This window comes from Methylobacterium sp. Leaf113, from assembly GCF_001423325.1.
Classification (GTDB): Bacteria; Pseudomonadota; Alphaproteobacteria; order Rhizobiales; family Beijerinckiaceae; genus Methylobacterium.
Map to the genome: position 1 here is coordinate 131,804 of NZ_LMNJ01000002.1, position 17,233 is coordinate 149,036.

The 17,233-nt window shown below is 72.1% G+C and carries 18 protein-coding genes; 6 read left to right on the forward strand and 12 right to left on the reverse strand.

Annotation, left to right across the window (positions count from 1 at the left end):
• Positions 1-427 precede the first annotated feature (427 nt).
• Both ASF60_RS03440 and ASF60_RS03445 read left to right on the forward strand, forming a co-directional pair.
• Positions 428-2,359 carry an autotransporter assembly complex protein TamA gene (locus ASF60_RS03440; protein WP_244478313.1) on the forward strand — a complete coding sequence of 644 codons (1,932 nt, stop codon included), beginning with the start codon at positions 428-430 and terminating at the stop codon, positions 2,357-2,359.
• 74 nt (positions 2,360-2,433) lie between these two features.
• Positions 2,434-6,846 (forward strand): translocation/assembly module TamB domain-containing protein, encoded by a 4,413-nt coding sequence (locus tag ASF60_RS03445; RefSeq protein WP_082507718.1) that lies wholly within the window; start codon positions 2,434-2,436, stop codon positions 6,844-6,846.
• 31 nt (positions 6,847-6,877) lie between these two features.
• Here the strand turns inward: ASF60_RS03445 and ASF60_RS03450 are convergent, their stop codons facing one another.
• Positions 6,878-7,078, reverse strand: a complete 201-nt coding sequence (locus ASF60_RS03450; RefSeq protein WP_056180429.1) for a hypothetical protein — start codon at positions 7,076-7,078, stop codon at positions 6,878-6,880.
• Between the two features lie 149 nt (positions 7,079-7,227).
• Between ASF60_RS03450 and ASF60_RS03455 the strand changes: the two genes are divergently transcribed.
• Together ASF60_RS03455 and ASF60_RS03460 are read left to right on the forward strand one after the other, a co-directional pair.
• Positions 7,228-7,731, forward strand: a complete 504-nt coding sequence (locus tag ASF60_RS03455; protein WP_056180432.1) for a peptide deformylase — start codon at positions 7,228-7,230, stop codon at positions 7,729-7,731.
• Between the two features lie 107 nt (positions 7,732-7,838).
• Positions 7,839-8,276, forward strand: a complete 438-nt coding sequence (locus ASF60_RS03460) for a hypothetical protein (protein WP_156633810.1) — start codon at positions 7,839-7,841, stop codon at positions 8,274-8,276.
• A gap of 74 nt (positions 8,277-8,350) precedes the next feature.
• On the opposite strand, the gene ASF60_RS24225 is transcribed toward ASF60_RS03460, so the two are convergent.
• Positions 8,351-8,620: a hypothetical protein gene (locus ASF60_RS24225; RefSeq protein ID WP_156633812.1), complete on the reverse strand. Its 270-nt coding sequence runs from the start codon at positions 8,618-8,620 to the stop codon at positions 8,351-8,353.
• Positions 8,621-8,675: 55 nt separating this feature from the next.
• On the opposite strand from ASF60_RS24225, the gene ASF60_RS03470 reads away from it, so the two are divergent.
• Positions 8,676-8,909 (forward strand): hypothetical protein, encoded by a 234-nt coding sequence (locus ASF60_RS03470; RefSeq protein WP_338011490.1) that lies wholly within the window; start codon positions 8,676-8,678, stop codon positions 8,907-8,909.
• 34 nt (positions 8,910-8,943) lie between these two features.
• Here ASF60_RS03470 and ASF60_RS03475 read toward each other — a convergent pair whose 3' ends face one another.
• The 10 genes from ASF60_RS03475 to ASF60_RS03520 form a co-directional block, all read right to left on the reverse strand.
• Positions 8,944-9,153: a hypothetical protein gene (locus ASF60_RS03475; RefSeq protein ID WP_056180441.1), complete on the reverse strand. Its 210-nt coding sequence runs from the start codon at positions 9,151-9,153 to the stop codon at positions 8,944-8,946.
• A gap of 217 nt (positions 9,154-9,370) precedes the next feature.
• Entirely contained in the window at positions 9,371-10,045 is a 675-nt protein-coding gene (locus ASF60_RS03480; RefSeq protein WP_056180444.1) for an HAD family hydrolase, read from the reverse strand.
• A 119-nt stretch (positions 10,046-10,164) separates the two neighbouring features.
• Positions 10,165-10,452 carry a hypothetical protein gene (locus ASF60_RS03485; protein WP_056180551.1) on the reverse strand — a complete coding sequence of 96 codons (288 nt, stop codon included), beginning with the start codon at positions 10,450-10,452 and terminating at the stop codon, positions 10,165-10,167.
• 186 nt (positions 10,453-10,638) lie between these two features.
• Complete coding sequence (locus ASF60_RS03490; protein WP_056180448.1) at positions 10,639-11,163, reverse strand: DUF2934 domain-containing protein; 525 nt, start codon at positions 11,161-11,163, stop codon at positions 10,639-10,641.
• Positions 11,164-11,228: 65 nt separating this feature from the next.
• Entirely contained in the window at positions 11,229-11,507 is a 279-nt protein-coding gene (locus tag ASF60_RS03495; protein ID WP_056180451.1) for a hypothetical protein, read from the reverse strand.
• 77 nt (positions 11,508-11,584) lie between these two features.
• Positions 11,585-11,986 carry a hypothetical protein gene (locus tag ASF60_RS03500; RefSeq protein ID WP_056180454.1) on the reverse strand — a complete coding sequence of 134 codons (402 nt, stop codon included), beginning with the start codon at positions 11,984-11,986 and terminating at the stop codon, positions 11,585-11,587.
• Entirely contained in the window at positions 11,983-12,378 is a 396-nt protein-coding gene (locus ASF60_RS03505) for a hypothetical protein (protein WP_082507719.1), read from the reverse strand. Before ASF60_RS03505 ends, ASF60_RS03500 begins: the two co-directional genes overlap by 4 nt.
• A 293-nt stretch (positions 12,379-12,671) precedes the next feature.
• Positions 12,672-13,130, reverse strand: coding sequence for a hypothetical protein (locus tag ASF60_RS03510; RefSeq protein ID WP_056180457.1), 459 nt, complete (start codon positions 13,128-13,130; stop codon positions 12,672-12,674).
• 68 nt (positions 13,131-13,198) lie between these two features.
• Positions 13,199-14,455: a class I SAM-dependent RNA methyltransferase gene (locus tag ASF60_RS03515; RefSeq protein ID WP_056180460.1), complete on the reverse strand. Its 1,257-nt coding sequence runs from the start codon at positions 14,453-14,455 to the stop codon at positions 13,199-13,201.
• A complete protein-coding gene (locus tag ASF60_RS03520; protein ID WP_082507720.1) occupies positions 14,452-15,288 on the reverse strand; it encodes a TlyA family RNA methyltransferase in 837 nt (278 codons plus the stop codon). Before ASF60_RS03520 ends, ASF60_RS03515 begins: the two co-directional genes overlap by 4 nt.
• 268 nt (positions 15,289-15,556) lie before the next feature.
• On the opposite strand from ASF60_RS03520, the gene ASF60_RS03525 reads away from it, so the two are divergent.
• Positions 15,557-17,212: a CYTH and CHAD domain-containing protein gene (locus ASF60_RS03525; RefSeq protein WP_056180463.1), complete on the forward strand. Its 1,656-nt coding sequence runs from the start codon at positions 15,557-15,559 to the stop codon at positions 17,210-17,212.
• The last annotated feature ends 21 nt before the right edge of the window (positions 17,213-17,233 follow it).

Consider the following 17,233-nt stretch of genomic DNA (forward strand, 5'->3'; position numbering starts at 1 on the left):
AGCGCATCCCGCCACAGGGGCTTACGCGATCGCGCCTTGCTGAACGGGATTCGCCAGACCGGGTTTGCGAACCGGTGGAGGACGGGGACGGCGGCATCACGTCCGGGCGAGGTGGGGGGTGACGCGGTTGCTGCCACGCCGCCGCATCGATAGGTTGACGGCTTTCACGATCTGGCCCGAACGGGCTTTCGAAGGCCGCCATGGCCTTAACGGCTTGGAGAGGGCGGCGCCCGATCCTGGGTCCGTGCGGTCGGGGCGGAGGTGGAATGACGGGGTCCGTGAGTCAGCGACGATGCATCCGGGGACCGACGCGGGGCTCAACGCGGGGCCTGATGCCGGGCCCGGTCGGGAACAGCCATTCGTGACGCGGATTCGGGGGCGGGTTCGACACGTGACGCTGCTGAGGCTGGCGCGCGCCGCCTGGCCGCTGGCCGCCGGTCTCGCCGGTGCGGGCGGCGCTGCCGTGCCGGCGGCGGCCTTCGACCTGTTCGGGCTGTTCGGCTCCGAGGAGGAGCCGCCGGCGCCGAGCGCCGCGGCCCTGCCCTACACGGTGAAGATCTCCGGCATCGACGATGACGACGTCCTGCGGGCGCTGCAGGACACCTCAACCCTCTATCGCCTGCGCCAGGAAGCGCCGCCGGACGGCGAGGGCCTGGTCCGCCGGGCGGAGGCCGACCAGCGCCGCCTCGCCGACGTGCTGTCCGGCTACGGCTATTATCAGGGCACGGTGACGATCCGCATCGACGGCGTGGTGCTGGCCGGCGAGCCGAGCGTCGTCCCGGCCGCCCGCGCGGCGGAGGCGTCGCGCGCCCGCGCCCTGGTTCCGGTCAAGATCGTGGTCGATCCCGGCCCGCTCTACACCCTGCGCTCGATCGCGGCTCGCGACCTCCGGGGCAACCCGTTCCCCGAGGAGATCCTGCCGGAGCGCTTCACCCGTGTCGGCGCCGACGTGCCGGCCCGCTCGGCCACCGTGCTGGCCCGCGAGGCGAAGATCGTCGACCGCTTCCGGGCACTGGGCCATCCCTTCGCCAAGGCGGCCGCGCGCGATCCCGTCGTGGACGACGCCGCCCACGTCATGGACGTGACCTACACCATCGATCCGGGTCCGATCGCCGGCCTCGGCGAGGTCGCGGTGCGCGGCACCAAGGACATCGATCCGGCGGTGGTGCGCTCGTTCATCTACGCCGAGCCGGGCGATCCCTACTCGCCCAAGGCGGTTTCCGACATTCGCCGCTCGGTCGCCAAGGTCGAGGGCCTCGGCTCGATCCGGGTGCGCGAGGGCGAGACCCTCGACCCCTCCGGCAACCTGCCGATCTTCGTCGACGTCACGGAACGCGAGAAGAACCTGATCGGCGTCGCGGCCCGCTACTCCACCGTCGATGGACCGGGCATCCGGGCCTATTACGCCAACCGCAACCTGTTCGGCGGCGGCGAGACCTTCCGGGTCGATGCCGACATCTACTATCTTGGCAACGATCTCTACGCCAAGCAGCGCAAGGCCGCCGGTATCGATTCGAACGGCCTCGGCGGGCGGCTCTCGGCCACCTTCGTCAAGCCGGCCCTGTGGGGCACCCGCAACGATTTCATCGCCAACGTCTTCGCGGGCCGCGAGGCGCAGCAATCCTACGTCAGCGATGCGGCCGGCGGCACGGTGGCCCTGCGCCACCGCTTCTCCGACACCTTCTTCGCCCAGGTCGGCCTCGACGGACAGGCGGGGCGCTCGCAGGATGCCCTCGGCAAGGTCGATTACCGCCTCATCGGCGTGCCGGTCTCGGTGTCCTACGATTCCACCGACAACCTGCTCGATCCGACCGAGGGCGTGCGCCTGACCGCCTCGGCGACGCCCTATGCGGGCATCCTCGGCTCCGACCCGTCGATCTTCGTCGCCAAGGCGCAGGGCTCGACCTACTACGCCTTCGACGACGAGGCCCGCTACATCCTGGCCGGCCGCATCGGCTTCGGCTCGATCTCGGGGGCCAGCCTCGAGGATATCCCGGCCAATATCCGCTTCTTCGCCGGCGGCGGCGGCTCGGTGCGCGGCTTCCCCTACCGGACGCTCGGGCCGCGCGGACCCTTCAACCTGCCGATCGGCGGCCGCAGCCTGCTCGAAGCCTCGGTGGAGGCGCGCATCAAGGTCACCGACACGATCGGGGTGGTGCCGTTCATCGACGCCGGCACGGCCTTCGCCGGCAGCGTCCCCGACTTCGACGAGCGCATCCGCTACGCGGTCGGCCTGGGCCTGCGCTACTACACCGGCATCGGTCCGATCCGGGTCGACGTCGCCTTCCCGATGGACCGCATCAAGGGCAACCGCGAGCGCCCCGTGGCCCTGTACATCAGCCTGGGACAGTCCTTTTGATGGGATTTCGGAAGCCTTCCCATGCGGGGATCTCGATCGCGCGGATAGCGACCCTCTCCCCTCTGCAGGCGAGGATGCCTGCGGAGCAGGCGGGAGAGGGGGCGCCCTGTCCGGACACGTCGCTCCCCTCTCCCGACCCGCTACGCGCGTCACCCTCCCCCGCAAGGAGGGTCGGGAAAGCGCGCCTCCTCGCCGCCACCCTGTGCCTGTCCGTCTTCGCCGCGACGCCCGCCACCCTCACCCGTGCCGATGACGGCGAGAAGACCGTGCTGGGCGGCCTGCTGTCGAAGGCCCTGTCGACGCCGGGGTCGCGGGTCGCCATCGGGGCGGTGGACGGTGCCCTGTCGTCGGACGCCACCATCCGCGACGTGGCGATCAGCGACGCCAACGGCGTCTGGCTGAAGCTCGACCGGGCGCGCCTGGTCTGGCGCCGCCTGGCGCTGCTGTCGGGCCGCCTGGAGGTGGAGAGCCTGGAGGTCGGGCGCCTCGAAGTGCTGCGCCGCCCCCTTCCCGCTCCGGTCTCGGCGACGCCCGAGCCCGACGGGTCGCTGCTGCCCGACCTGCCGGTCAAGGTCGAGGTCAAGACGTTCAAGCTCGCCGAACTGATCCTCGGCGAGGCTCTGGCCGGGCAGCCGGCCCGCCTCACCGCCGAGGGCCGAGCCAAGCTCGGTGCCCCGTCCGAGGGCCTCGACCTCGACGTCTCCGTGCGCCGCCTCGACGCCGAGGGCCGGTTCGGCGCCCGGTTGCTGTTCGTGCCGAAGGGCGAGATTCTGGAATTGAAAACCACCCTGGTGGAGCCCGCCGGTGGGCTCCTGTCCAAGGCCGCCAACCTGCCGGGGACGCCGGCGATCAATCTCGACCTCGACGGGCGTGGCAGCCTCGACGCCTGGAATGCCCGCCTCGACTTCGATGCCGGCCCCGATCTCGGCGCCCGGGGCACCGCCCGCATCTCCCGCATCGGTGCGGAGCGCCGGCTCGCCCTCGACCTCGCCTCGCGGATCGAGGGGCTGCTGCCCGGCCCGGCCGCGGCGATCTTCTCCGGCACGACCAAGCTCGACGGTGGCCTGCGCTTTTCCGACAGCGGCGCCTTCGGCATCGACCGCCTGGAACTCACCTCGCGCACGGCCCGCCTCGAGGCCCGGGGTACCCTGACCGCCGATCGGGTCGCCGACTTCCTCGTCTCCGCCCGCGCCGTGCCCACCGAGGGCGGCGTCACCAAGGCGGCGGATGCCGAACTCGACACCCTGGTGTTCGACGGCAGCCTGAAGGGACCGATCGCGCGTCCCATCGTCAACGGCACCCTCAAGGCCGCGGGCCTGCGCGCCGGCGGCTCGGCCCTGGAGCGGATCGACGCCGCTCTGTCGATGGTGCCGGCCGGCACCGACCCGGCGGCCGCGCGCTTCGCGCTTTCCGCCGACGCCAAGGTCGACGGCCTGCGCCTCGCCGATCCGGCCCTGCGCCGGGCCATCGGATCGCGGGCCGGATTGACCTTCCGCGGCACGCTGCAGCCCGACGGCGTCGTCGATGTCGCCGCGTTCACGCTCGACGGGCCGACGGCCCGCGCGACCTATGCCGGCAAGGTCGGGCAGAACACCCTCACGGGCACGCTCGACGCGGCCCTGTCCGATCTCGCGGCCTTCTCGGAGGTGGCCGGGCGGCCGCTCTCCGGCACCCTGACGGCGCGGGCGGCGCTGAGCGGCGATCCGGCCCGCAAGGCGGTCAATGCCGATGTGGATCTGCGCACCTCGGGCCTCGTCCTGTCGTTGCCGGCCCTCGACCGCACGCTCGGTCCCTCGCCGCGCTTCAGCGGCCGCCTGTCTCAGGTCTATGACGGCTATGCCTTCGACAATGCCCGCTTCGAAGGAGCCGAGATCGTCGGCCGCCTGGAGGGCCGCGCCACCGCGCGCCTGGCCGACGCCAAGCTGGTGGTCGACCTGAAGGACCTCTCGACCCTCGACCCGAAGCTCGCCGGCCGCGCGCTCCTCGACGGACGCCTCACCGGCACCCTGGAGAAGCCCGACCTCAAAGCCACGCTCACCACCGACGACGCCCGCGCCCTCGGGCGGCCCCTGCGCGACCTCCGGGTCGAGACGGCGCTGACGGACGTCACCGGCGCCCTCGACGGCACCCTGCGGGTGTCCGGCGAGGTGGGCGGCAAGGCCCTGCGCGGCGATGCCCACGTGGCCCGGCCGTCGCCCGATGCCTGGATCCTCGACCGCCTCGCCTTCGGCCTCGGCTCCGTCTCCCTAGACGGCCATGCCGCCCTCGATGCCCGCACCCTTCTCACCGAGGGGGCGCTGGCCCTCAAGGCCGGCAACCTCGACGATCTCGCGCCCCTGGCCCTGACGCCCATGGGCGGCAACGTCGAAGCGGCCATCACCCTGTCCCGCGCGGGCGGGCGCCAGGATGCCGCCATCCTGGCGAACGGGGCGTCGCTCCGGTTCGGCGAATTCGGCCTGTCGCGCCTCGACGCCGATCTGAAAGGGCGGGACCTGCTCGGCCGTCCGGTCGTCGACGGGCGGGTCAATGCCGACCGCATCCTCGCCTCCGGCCAGAGCCTCGACACCGTGCGGCTCGTCGCTGTGGGCTCGCCCAGCGCCAGCGACATCACCCTCACGGCCAAAGCCCGGGGCTTCGACCTCGACGGCGCCGCCCGGCTCGTGCCCGGCGAGCGCACGCGCATCGAGCTGGCCCGCTTCTCCGCCGCGCGCGGCGGCGACCGTTTCGCCCTGGCCGGCCCCGCCAGCGTGACCCTCGACGCGGGCTCGGCCGTCATCGACAATCTCGTGGTCGCCGCCGGCAGCGGCCGCCTCAGCCTGTCGGGCCGGGTCGGACAGGCCCTCGACCTCAAGCTCGGTATCCGCAGTCTGCCCCTGGCCCTGGCGCGGATCGCTTCGCCCAACCTCGCCCTGACCGGGACCCTGGACGGCGAGGCCGACCTGCGCGGCTCGGCGAGCCGGCCCGAGGGTCGCTACGCCCTGACGGTCGCCCGCCTCGTCACGCCCGAGACCCGCAAGGCCGGCCTCCCGCCCATCGACGCGCGGGCGAGCGGCACGGTGAGCGACGGACGGGCCGGCATCGACGGACGGGTGTCCGCCGGACGCGGGGCCGAGATGACGGTGACGGGCTCGCTGCCGGTGGCGCCGGGCGAGGCCCTGGCGGTGAAGCTGCGCGGGACCCTCGACGCGGCGCTCGCCAACAGCTTCCTCAGCGTCGGCGGCCAGCGCGTCGCCGGCCGCATCGCCCTCGATGCCGGCGTGGCCGGCACCCTCGCGGCCCCCCGGGCCGAGGGCAGCGCCACCCTGACGGGTGGTTCCTTCACCGACCCGCTCCAGGGCATCCGCCTCACCAACATCGAGGGCCGGGTGACCGGGCGCGGGGACACCCTGGTGGTGGAGCGCCTGACCGCCCTGACCCGCAACGGCGGCAGCCTGCGCGGCGACGGCAAGGTGGCGCTCGATCCCGCCGCCGGCTTCCCCGGCTCCATCCGGGTGATGGCCGAGCGCGCCGAACTGGTCTCCAGCCCGCTGATGACGGCGGTGGCGAGCCTCAATCTCGCGCTGACGGGGCCGCTGGCCCGGACGCCGAAGGTGGCTGGCCGCATCGACCTCGTCTCGGTCGACGTCTCGGTGCCGGACCGCCTGCCCGCCACGGTGCAGCCCCTGCCCGAGATCCGCCGGGTCAATACGCCGCCGGACGTCCGCGCCCGCCTCGCCGCGCGCGCCGACCGCCGCGCCAAGATCGCGGCCTTGGGCCGCAAGGGCAAGGCCGCCGCGCCCTTCGACGCCACCCTCGACGTGGCGGTGAACGCGCCCAACCGCATCTTCGTGCGCGGCCGCGGCATCGATGCCGAACTCGGCGGATCGCTCCGGCTGACCGGCTCCTCGCGCGACCCCGTCGCCACTGGCGATTTCGAGATGCGGCGCGGCCGCCTCAGCGTGGTCGGCCAGCGCCTCGACTTCACCCGCGGGCGCCTGGTTTTCGGCGGCGAGATCGCTACCCCCGACCTCGACTTCGTCGCCGAGACCAAGGCCGCCGAGGTCACGGCGCGCATCGCCGTCACCGGGCCGGCCAACCAGCCGAGCTTCCTGCTCACTTCGGACCCGAGCCTGCCGCAGGACGAGGTGCTGTCGCGCCTGCTCTTCAAGAAGGCCTCGGGCGGCCTGTCGCCGTTCCAGGCGCTGCAGCTGGCGCAGGCGGTGGCGCAGTTCTCCGGCGGGGCCGGCGGCGTGGACGTGTTCGAGCAGGCCCGCAAAGGCCTGGGGCTCGACAGCCTCGACGTTTCCACGGGCGCCAGCGGCGGACCGGCGCTCGGCGCCTCGCGCTATCTCAGCGACCGCCTCAGCGTCGGCGTGAAGGCCGGCGCCAAGCCGGCCGATACGGCGGCGACGGTGGATTACGACGTGACCCGGCGCATCAAGATCCAGGGCGAGGCCGGCAGCGACGGCCGCACGGCGGTGGGTGTCGGCGCCGAGTGGGAATACTGAGCTTCAGCGCATCAGCCCGAACGCATCAGCCTCAGCGCATCACCCAGAGTGCCTGGCCGAACCGGCTCATCGGCTCGTGGAAATGGGTGACGAGAACGATCGCCCACAGCGTGCCGAGAAGCGTGGTGAGGCCGAGCAGGATCACCTCGCCGGACTCGTGCAGCCGCAGGAAGCGACGGGCGACGGAGGAGGACATGGAGGGAGAAACGGGATCGTGCGCGCGGTTGGCCATTGCGTCTCCGGAGCGGGTTTGATCTGACGTGTCCCGCCGCAAGGCATGGGCCAGCCTGTGTTCGAGACCCGGCTTTCGCCGGCCTCTCGCGCAACCGTGAAGGCTGCGGCTCGCCCGTCCCCCCACTCTGTCAGGACACGCCCAATCCCGTGACCGCCGCATCCCTGCTGATCTACCCGGATCCCGGCCTGCGCCGTGTCGCGGAGCCTGTCCTGCACGTCGACGCGGCCTTACGGGCCGCCGCCCGCGACCTCGAGGCGGTGATGCTGGCGGTTTCGGCCCTTGGGCTGACCCTGCCGCATATCGGTCGCCCGCAGCGCCTCGTGCTGCTGCGGATGGAGCCGGGCGAGCCGGTGACCGCCTACGTCAACCCCGAGATCGTCTGGGCCTCGCCGGAGCGCGGCCCGCAAACGGAGGGGAGCGTGTCGATGCCGGGGGTGATGGAGGTGGTCGATCGCGCCGTGCGGGTCCGGGTCCGCTACCGCGACCTCGACGGGACGGAGCGGGAAGAGGAGGCGGAGGGGTTCCGGGCGGCCTGCCTGCAGCACGAGATCGATCAGCTCGACGGCGTCTTCTGGATCGAGCGCCTGTCCCGCTTGCGCCGCGAGCGCGCGATCAAGCGCTTCGCCAAGCTGCGCCGGGCCGGTGCCTGAGGCCGATCATGGCTCGGATTCGGCCGCCATGCGTTATCGCTCGGCAGCGGAGCGCCCCCTTCCCCCTGTTGAGCGCGGCTCGCGCGCAGATCGGCCCGATAGACCCGATGCGATTTCTCCTGCTCGTCCTCGCCCTCGGCGCCGTCGTGCCGGCCGGTGCCTCGGCCGCACCGGCCGCGGCGGTGGCGCCGCCCCCGGCCATCGGCTGCCCGTCGCTGGCCAATCTACGCCTGCTCCTGCGGCAGGCGAAGAACGATGCCGGCGGGGCCGCCGCGATGCTGGCCGACGACAAGGCCGATCACCTCGGCTGCGCCGTCGTCGCGCGTGAGACGGTTTCGGGGATCTCGGAGCACCTCTCGCTCAACGGCAACGCCTACGATTGCCTGACCCTGAGGACCACCGCCATCTGCCAATGGGTGGTCGCCGGCACGGTTGCGCCGTCCGGCGCCACGCCGGGCAAATCCCGATCCGGCGACAAGGGGCGTGCCCCGGAGAAAGCCGCACCGCCGGAGAAAGCCGCGCCATTGGAGAAAGCCCGCCGATGATTCGTCCCTGTCTGTTCGCAAGCTTCCTTTTTCTGGGAGCCACCGGGGTGGCGGCACCGGCCCGGGCCGCCGAATCAACCGATGTCATCGGCTGCGACACCCTGGTCGAGCTTCGGGTTCTGATGGCGCGGGGTGATCACGCGGCGATCGAAGCCGCCCTTCCCGGCCATCCAGGCTGTCGCCGGATCGCACGGGCTCGGATCGGGGCGGCGGAGCATCGCGCCATGGTCGGCGGTGCCCCGTTCGAATGCCTCGCCGTCAAGCAGGCGAGTGCGTGCGCGTGGATTCTGCCATAAGTTGAAACCGGCCGCGCGTCCGGACGGGACGACGCGAGACCAGACCATGAGGGGATTTATGTCGGGACCGATACGAGCGCGCGGTGTGGGGATCTTGGGCTGCGTGAGCCTTGCCATGGCGGTGGCTGTGGCGGCGACGGGGGCGCTGGCCCAGGGCGCCTCGACGCCGATCCAGAGCCCGCAGGACGCAGCCTGCCGCGACGAGGCCCGCGACAAGGTGTTCTCCACCCCCGATCCGAAGGGCCTCGGCCTCTACGCGATCGGTCGTCAGCTCTACTTCGCCTGCATGAAGCGGAATCCGGCCGCCCCGCGCCGGCGGGAACGGCCCCGGACCTAGCGCCGAGGCCTCATGGCGCCCCGGCGGGTCGGAATCACACGCTGAGCGGGGCGCCGATGCGGGCGCGCAGGACGTGCCGAAGGTTCTCGTTGGCGGTGGTGTCGGCATCCAGGGCCGACATCAGGCGGAGCAGGCGGCTGATCGGCGTGGTCCGGTCCTGGACCGCCGCGTCGATCAGGGAGTGAAGGGGCGCCTGCTCGCAGGGCATCTGAGAGGTCGGGTTCGTCTGGGCCGGCTGGGGCATGGTCCGCGGATCCGTGGCGTGATCAGACGCGATCACGGCCGGCTCGCTACGCCATCATTTGACGGGGCGCCAGAGTTTTTTGCCATCTATCCATAGCCGGCACGCAATCCTGTCCTGCGCACCGGAACAAACACGGATCAAGTGGGAAATGTGTGGATCGCTGCAGATCCCGCACCGCCTGTGACCCGGATGCCGGCTCAGGCGATGCGAATCGACCTCACCGTGCCAGGGGAGAATCCCGGTAGCCGTCGAGGAGATCCTGCGGGTCCCGGTAGAGGGCGATGCAGCCCGCCGCGCTCAGACCCGCCTCGGGAAATCCCCCGCACAGCACGCCGACGGTGCGCAACCCGGCCTTATTCGCGGCCTCGGCATCGTAGGGCGTGTCGCCGATGACGATCGCCGCCTCGGCCGAGAGCGGCGCGAGCTTTGTCAGGGCGGCCTGAAAGATGTCGGGGAAGGGCTTCGAGCGCTCGACGTCGTCGGAGCTGACGACGACGTCGGTCAGATCCTCGATCTCGAGGAGCGACTGATAATGCGCGACCTCGCTGCCCTTGCCGGACGAGGCCAGGGCCAGGGTGATCCCTTCCCCCTTGAGGTGCTGGAAGAGGGCGCGAACGCCCGGAAACGGCTTCACCTTCGGCAGATAATCGCGCTTGAACAGGTCCGAGCGATAGGCCTCGATCGCCTCGCCTTCACGCTCCACCCGCTCCGCGTCGAGGAACACCGGCAGGAGCTGGTCGCCGCCCTTGCCGATCTGGCTCCGGGCTTGGTCGTGCGAGACGGTCACGCCGAAATGCGCGAAGGCGTCGACCCAGGCCTGGGCGTGGAGATCGACGCTGTCGAGCAAGGTCCCGTCGATATCGAAGATCACCGCCCGCACGGTCTTGGTCATCACGTCGTCCCGGTCCCGAAGCCGGCCTCCGGCCGACCAGCCGAGGCACCGGGGGCGAACGGGTGATGATCCCGACTGTTCCGCCGTCGCCTCGGTTTTCCGGGGCGTGCCGGGCGGGTCTAGCGCGGAAAGATGTGCAGGCCGTCGTCGGGCAGGAGATTGCGGGCCGGACCGCCGGTCTGCTGGCCGCGGCCCTGCTGGTAATAGGGCAACTCCGGGCGCCGGTCGTTGTCGCCGCCCGAATCGTACTCGTAGGGCCGGCTCCAGGGGGCACGGCCGCCGACGCCGCCGGTGCTGTCGACATCGAGGATCACCGGGCCGTCCCGCAGGGGGCCGGGACCCGCCACGGCGCCGATCGGAAGGCCCGCGATGCTGAGGGCCAGGAGGGTCGAGAGGGTGGTCTTCATGATGCCTCGTGGAGACAGGAGGGTGCGCGCAACCGGCCGGCGCATCGCCGTCTTGACGCGGTCAACGGTCAAGGTTCCGCTTCGTTCCGCCGCAGGGGCGGGGCCGCGACGGATACGAAAAAACCCGCTCCCCCAGGGGAAGCGGGCTTTTGCTCTCATCGCAGTCCGAGAAGCCTCGGGCGAAGCTCAGTGCACCGTGGCGACGCTCTCGGCACCGAGGTGACGGGCGGATGCACGGGGCGCCCGGGTTGCGACACTCTTGGTGGAAGCGCTCTTCGTCGTGCCGGCCTTGTCGGCCGCCTGGGTCTTGGATGCAGCAGCCTTTGACGAAGCAGTCTTGGTCGCAGCAGTTTTGGCCGACGCAGTCTTGGACTCCGCCTTCTTCGACGCGGACTTTCCGGCGCCGGCATCCTTCGCCGAGGCCTTGTCCGAGGCTTTGGCGGCCGCCTTGGCCTTGCCCTCGACGGCGGCGCCGGCGCTGCGGCTCCGGCTCGCCTTGGCCTTCAGGGTCCCTGACAGAACTTCGGCCGGGCTGGCCGAAAGGGTCAGATCCGGGGCGACGCTGTGGACCACGGCGATCTCGGAACGCAAGCCGGCCTGCAGCTCGCGCTCGGCGCGCAGCCAGTGGGCCTCGGCCTGGCCGAAGGTCCGGCCCTCGTCCTCCCAGATGAAATAGGCGCGCTCGCGCACCTGATGGTCGAAGGGGTTCATCGCGGTTTCCTCATCCGTGCGGTCCCGTGTGCCGCCGAAGATGAAACCGGATGGTTAAGCCAGCGTTAACCGCGTCCCTTGGCCGAGGGCTCGGACAGGCGGCGGGCATTGGCCTGCACCGTGCGCCGGTAGCCCGCGACCACCCGGGCGGGAGAGCCGCCGGTCGCCATGAGCAGGACCGCCTCGTTGGCGGCCATGATCTTTTCCGTGACCATGCGCTCGGCCTCGATCTGAGCCGCCGCCCCGCCCGCAGTCATCATCGCCAGGCGCAGACCGATCACCTGCTGCGATTCCATCGCCAGCAGGGTCGCATCCATGCCGAGCTTCCACCACGAACCGAACATGCAGCCTCACTCCCAAAGCCAGCGTCAAGCTTCCGTCGGGCCAATCCGTTCCCGCCGCGCTGACGGTCGACTGGGGATCAATCGAACAGGCGGTTCTTGGCGCCCGATCCGCCGAGGCTGATCTTCTTGGCGCCCGATCCGCCGAGGCTGATCTTCTTGGGCGGCGCGGCGGCCGGGCTCGGGACGGCGGGGCGGGCCGGCTTCAGACGGGACTGGCCGTAGACCACGGAGCCGATCTCGTCGGCGACCCGCACCAGATCCTCGCGCTCGCAGGCCCGCGCCACCCGCAGGCCGAGCTGGTGCATGTGGCTCTTGCCGTAGAGGTAGACCGCGAGGCGCGCCCGCGTGGTGGTCGACATGGCGTCGAGAATTTCGGGCAGGTCGTCCTCGTCGGCCCGGTAGACCTGTCCGAGGAGTTCGAGGGAGACCGGGCAATCCGGGTCCGGAACGGCGCCGCTGGTCGGATGGGACTGCGTCATGGAACGTCTGCCTGTGCGAGGGGTGGTGGGGTCGCGGCCGCGAAACCGGCCGCGATGGGAGTCGGTGCGTCCGCCTCCGGGCGCACCGGAATCGGCGGCGTGGCCGGGCCCAGGGGTGCGAGGCATCCCGTGCAGACGGAGGCGATGGCGATGCGGGACCGTGCCTCGGCCCGCTGCCAGACCGCCTCGCTCCGGGCCCGCGCGGCCCGGGCGATCGCGTCGTCCGAGGTCGCCGCGCCGCCGAGGCCGGTAAGCGACTCGCCGGCGGGACGGATGCGCAGGAACAGCGGTTCCTGGGCCTGCGCCATGCCCGCCGTCGCCACCCCGATAGCAGGCGCGAGGGTCGCGAGGCTACCGGTGATTGCCAGGGCGGTGCGAAAGCTCAGCTGCATCGACTCCTCGATTGGACCTGCATGGATCGGACCTGCACGGATCGGACCCGCGCGCGATGGAGACCGTCGGGGCCCGACCCATGGTTCCGCCGAAGAGGGTTAACAGGTGCTGAAGGGAACCGGATGCCGCAGCGGCAGCGCGTCGGCTCGACCCCCGCCGGAGCCACGGCCTAACAGGACGCCATGGAACCCAACGTCTATCTCCTGATGGCCGCCGCCCTGGCGTATTCCGGCTACATGCTCATCGCCATGCGGTCGTAGATCGGAGCGGGAAACCCCCGGTCGCCGGCCGCTCAGGTGCGATCACCCTTCTGGATCACCGCGCAGGCCGTGACCGGGCGACCGCCCATCTCCGAGACCGAGCAGGTCACGAGGGCCGCCCCGAGGTCGATCTTGCTGTGGCGCGTCGTCGTGGCCGCCTCGTGGGCCTTGGTGGCCGCTGCTGCGATCGAATCAGCGCCCAGCCCCGTCACGGCATGTCCCGCCCGTCCGACCAGCGCGAAATAGCCGGCCGGCAGCGGCGTGCCCTTGTACTGCACGCCGGTGGCCGAGAGGTCGCCGCACGCCAGGGTCATGCCGATGCCGTCGGCGGCGCCGAGTTCGGCGAAATCCGTCGTCCGGTTCACCAGGCGCGCCTGGGTCTCGGCCACGACCCGGTCGATGAGGTCGCCGCAGGAATCAGCCGCGGCGGGGTCGGCCAGGAACAGGGCGGGCACGAGGACGAGGAGGAAGGCGGAGATGGGGGCGCGCATGTCCGTCCATCTAAGGGCCAGCGGCGGCTTGTCGAGCGCGCACGCGCCGATGCCTCCGGCCGCGAATGTCACAGGCGCTTGCGCGGCGGACGCGGACGCCGGAACACCCCCACCACCTCGAGATGGCCGGAATAGGCGAACTGATCGACGGGGGTGACCCGCTCCAGGGTGTAGCCGCCCGCCACCAGGGTGGCGGCGTCGCGTGCGAAGGTGCCGACGTCGCAGGCCACGCCGATGACCAGCGGCACCTTCGATTCGGCGAGGCGGGCCGCCTGGGCACCGGCTCCGGCGCGGGGCGGATCGAACACCGCCGCGTCGTAGGCGTCGAGTTCGAGGGGCAGCAGCGGACGGCGGAAGAGGTCGCGGCGCTCGGTGGTCACCTGGCGCAGGCCCGGCACCGCCCGGACCGCCCGGTCGAGGCTCGCCAGCGCGGCGGCATCGCCCTCGACCGCGTGGACGTCGCGGGTCCGGGCCATGGCGAGGCTGAAGGGGCCGCTGCCGGAGAACAGGTCGACCACCCGCTTGGTCTTCTTGTCGAGGGCGGCGATCACCGCTTCGGTCAGGACCGCCTCGCCCGCCTGCGTGGCCTGGAGAAAGCCGCCCGCCGGCGGCACCAGCCGCAGGCCCGCGCTGGCGACCGCCGGCGCGCGGCGTTCCACCAGCACCTCCCCGTGCAGGGACAGGCGCGCGAGATCGAGGTCGTCGGCGAGGCGCACCAGGGCCGCGCGCACCCCCTCGGCGGCCGGGCCGTGGCCCCGGATATCCACGTCGAGGCCGGCTTCGGTGGCGGTGAAGGCGACGTCGAGGGGCTTGCGGCCGTGGCCGAGCGGCGCGCTGAGGGCGATGGCGACCGCCGGGGCCCGGTGCAGGGCCGGGACGGTGATCGGGCAGTGATCGATGGCGACGAGGTCGTGGCTGCGGGCGGCCATGAGGCCGGCCTGGGCGGCCCCCTCGACGGCGCGGACATGCAGGGTCAGGCGGCGCCGGCCCTCGCCCCGCGCGTCGACCACCGGCTCCGGCGCGACAGCCAGCCCCGCCTGCGACAGGGCCTGGAGAAGATGCCCCCGCTTCCAGGCGTGATAGGGCTCGGGTGCCAGGTGCTGGACGGCGCAGCCGCCGCAGGCACCGAAATACGGGCAGAACGGCGCGATCCGGTCGGGCGAGGCCTGCTCCACCGCCACCAGGACGCCGCGCGTGCCGGCGCGTCGGATCGTGACCCGCTCGCCCGGCAGGGCCAGGGCAACGGCGGTGCCGTCCTCGGCCAGGCCGTCGCCGCGCGCGCCGAGGCGGCGGATCTCGAGGGTTTCCACGGGGGACTCGGTCATGCAGTTGGGTCCAAGGGTCTCAAGGTCGGAGGGTCCGAGGCCGGGTTTTCCGAATCCGGGTTTTCCGAAGTCAGGCGCTTCGAAGTGCGCGGTTCCGGACCCAGTCTCGCCCCGATCAGGAACTCGCGGTTGCCGTCGCCGCCGGTGACGGGGGACGGGATCAGCCCCAGCACACGCATCCCGGCGGCGGCGAGTACGGCCTGGATCTCGGCGCAGACGGCGTCGTGGATGGCCGGATCGCGTACGATCCCGCCGCGCCCGACCCGCGCCCGACCGGCCTCGAATTGCGGCTTGATCAGCGCTGCGAGCGCCGCGCCGGGGGCGAGCAGCGGCAGGATCGCCGGCAGCACGAGGCGCAGGGAAATGAAGCTGACATCGATCGTACAGAATTCGGGCGCGCGCGGGATCGACGTCCGGTCGAGGGCGCGGATATCGACGCCCTCCAGGCTGGTGACGCGCGGGTCGGTCCGCAGCGACGCGTGCAACTGGTCGCGCCCGACATCGACGGCGTAGACGTGCGAGGCCCCGGCGCGCAGCAGCGCGTCGGTAAAGCCCCCCGTGGAGGCGCCGACATCGAGGCAGACCCGGCCGGCCGGATCGAGCCCGAAGGCGTCGAGGGCGGCGACGAGCTTCACGCCACCGCGGGAAACGAAGGGGTGCGGGGCGGTCGCCTCGAGCCGCGCGTCGCGGTCGAGCAGGTCCGAAGCCCGCGCCACCGGCTGGTCGTCCGCCCGCACCAGTCCGGCTGCGATGGCGGCCTGGGCCCGGGCCCGGCTCTCGAACACACCCCGCTCGACCAGCAGGCGGTCGGCCCTCAGCCGGTCCCGATTCATCACCCCATCCAACGCACTGACATCCCGCCGGCCTCCGGGCCGTTGCTTCCCGCTACACCACAACATCCCGGGGGCGAACGAAATTCGTGACGATTTCGGTCGCCCTTCCGGGGCGCTCTGCGCCATAGACGTGGAGGGGATGCGACTCAGGTCGCGCGCGGAACGGTTGCGCTGGACCGGGTTTGTGCCCGGACGCAGGAGCCGAGCGGTCCGTCGCGGGCGACGGATTCGATCCGCGCCGGATCTCGGTCGAGACATAGGACGAGTCATGGGTGTGCCGCAGGAATCGGATGTGCCGCAGGAAATCGAGCTGAAGCTGCAGTGCGAGGCGGGCGACCTCGCCGAACTGAGCCGGCACCCGTTCCTCCAGGATTCGCCTCAGGATGCCGCGTCGGACCAGGATGCGCCGCGCTCGGCGACCGCTCTCCTCACCTCGACCTATTTCGACACGGCCGAGGGCGACCTACGTGCCGCCGGCCTGACCCTGCGCGTGCGCCGCGACGGCGACCGATTCGTCCAGACCGTGAAGGCCGCCTCGGCGGGAGCGGGGCTGTTCGACCGGGCCGAGTGGGAGATGCCCGTCGCGGACGAAGCTCCGGATCTCGCGGTTCTCGGCGACACGCCGGTGCCCGCCGTGCTGGAGGCCGCCTCCGACGCCCACCTCGCGCCCGCCTTCGTCACCCGCGTCGAGCGGCGCACCCGCATCGTGCGCTACGGGGCTTCGCGCATCGAGGCCGCATTCGACGAGGGCCGGATCGAGACCCGGAACGGCGACGCTCCCCTGTGGGAGCTGGAACTCGAACTGATCGAGGGACGCCCCGACGACCTGTTCACCCTGGCCCAAGCCCTGGCCGAGACGGTGCCGCTGCGCCTCGGCGCCCTCAGCAAGTCGGCCCGCGGCTTCAGCCTCCTCGACGGCACCCTGCGGCGGCCGAGCAAGGCGCGGCCGGTGCGGCTGTCCCCGGAGGCCACCACGGGTGAGGCCTTCCAGGCCATCGCGCAGGCCTGCCTCGCGCATCTGCGCCGCAACGAGGACGTCTTCCTCCACAACCGGCACGTGGAGGCCCTGCACCAGCTGCGCGTCGCCCTGCGCCGCCTGCGCTCCGCCTTCACCCTGTTCAAGCCGATGCTGGCGAACGACCCGGTGGCCGCGACCCTGCGCGAGGAGATCAAGCGCATCTCCGAGCCGTTCGGACATGCCCGCAACCTCGACGTCTTCCTGGCCGAGACCCTGCCGGCCGAGATGGCCCGGCGCCCGGACGAGGCTGGCCTGGACGACCTGCGCCGGCGCCTCGAGGCGGAGCGCGACCGCGCCCATGACGGCGTGATCGCGACCCTCGAGGCGCAGGAATGGCGCAGCCTCATCCTGGATATCGCCGCCTGGCTCGAGACGGGGGCCTGGCGCACCCGGCGCGAGGCCGAGGCGGCAGAGGATGCGGCGGCGGAGGGAGCCGGCCGGGAGGGAGCCGTCCCGGAGGGCGTCGACCCGCAGGCGCCCGCCCGCGACTTCGCCGCCACGGTCCTCGACAAGGTTCTGCGGCGCATCCGCAAGCGCGGCCGCCATCTCGCCCGCCTGGAGGCCGAGGAGCGGCACCGGGTACGGATCGAGGCCAAGAAGCTGCGCTACGGGGCCGAGTTCTTCGGCAGCCTCTATGCCGGCAAGAAGGCCCACAAGCGGCACAAGGCCTTCGTCTCGACGCTCTCGGACCTGCAGGACCACCTCGGCACCCTGAACGACCAGGCCACCGCCCACATGGTGCTGTCCAGCCTGGTCACCGGCCCCGATCCGTCGGAGATCCCCGGCGAGACCGTGTTCGCGGCCGGCCTCGCCGCCGGCGACAACGAGGCCGGCGCCAAGGCCCTGTTGAAGGCCGCCGCCGCGGCCCATGCCGAGCTGCTCGACGTCAAGCCGTTCTGGCGCTGAGGCCGGGCGCCCCGGGTGGGC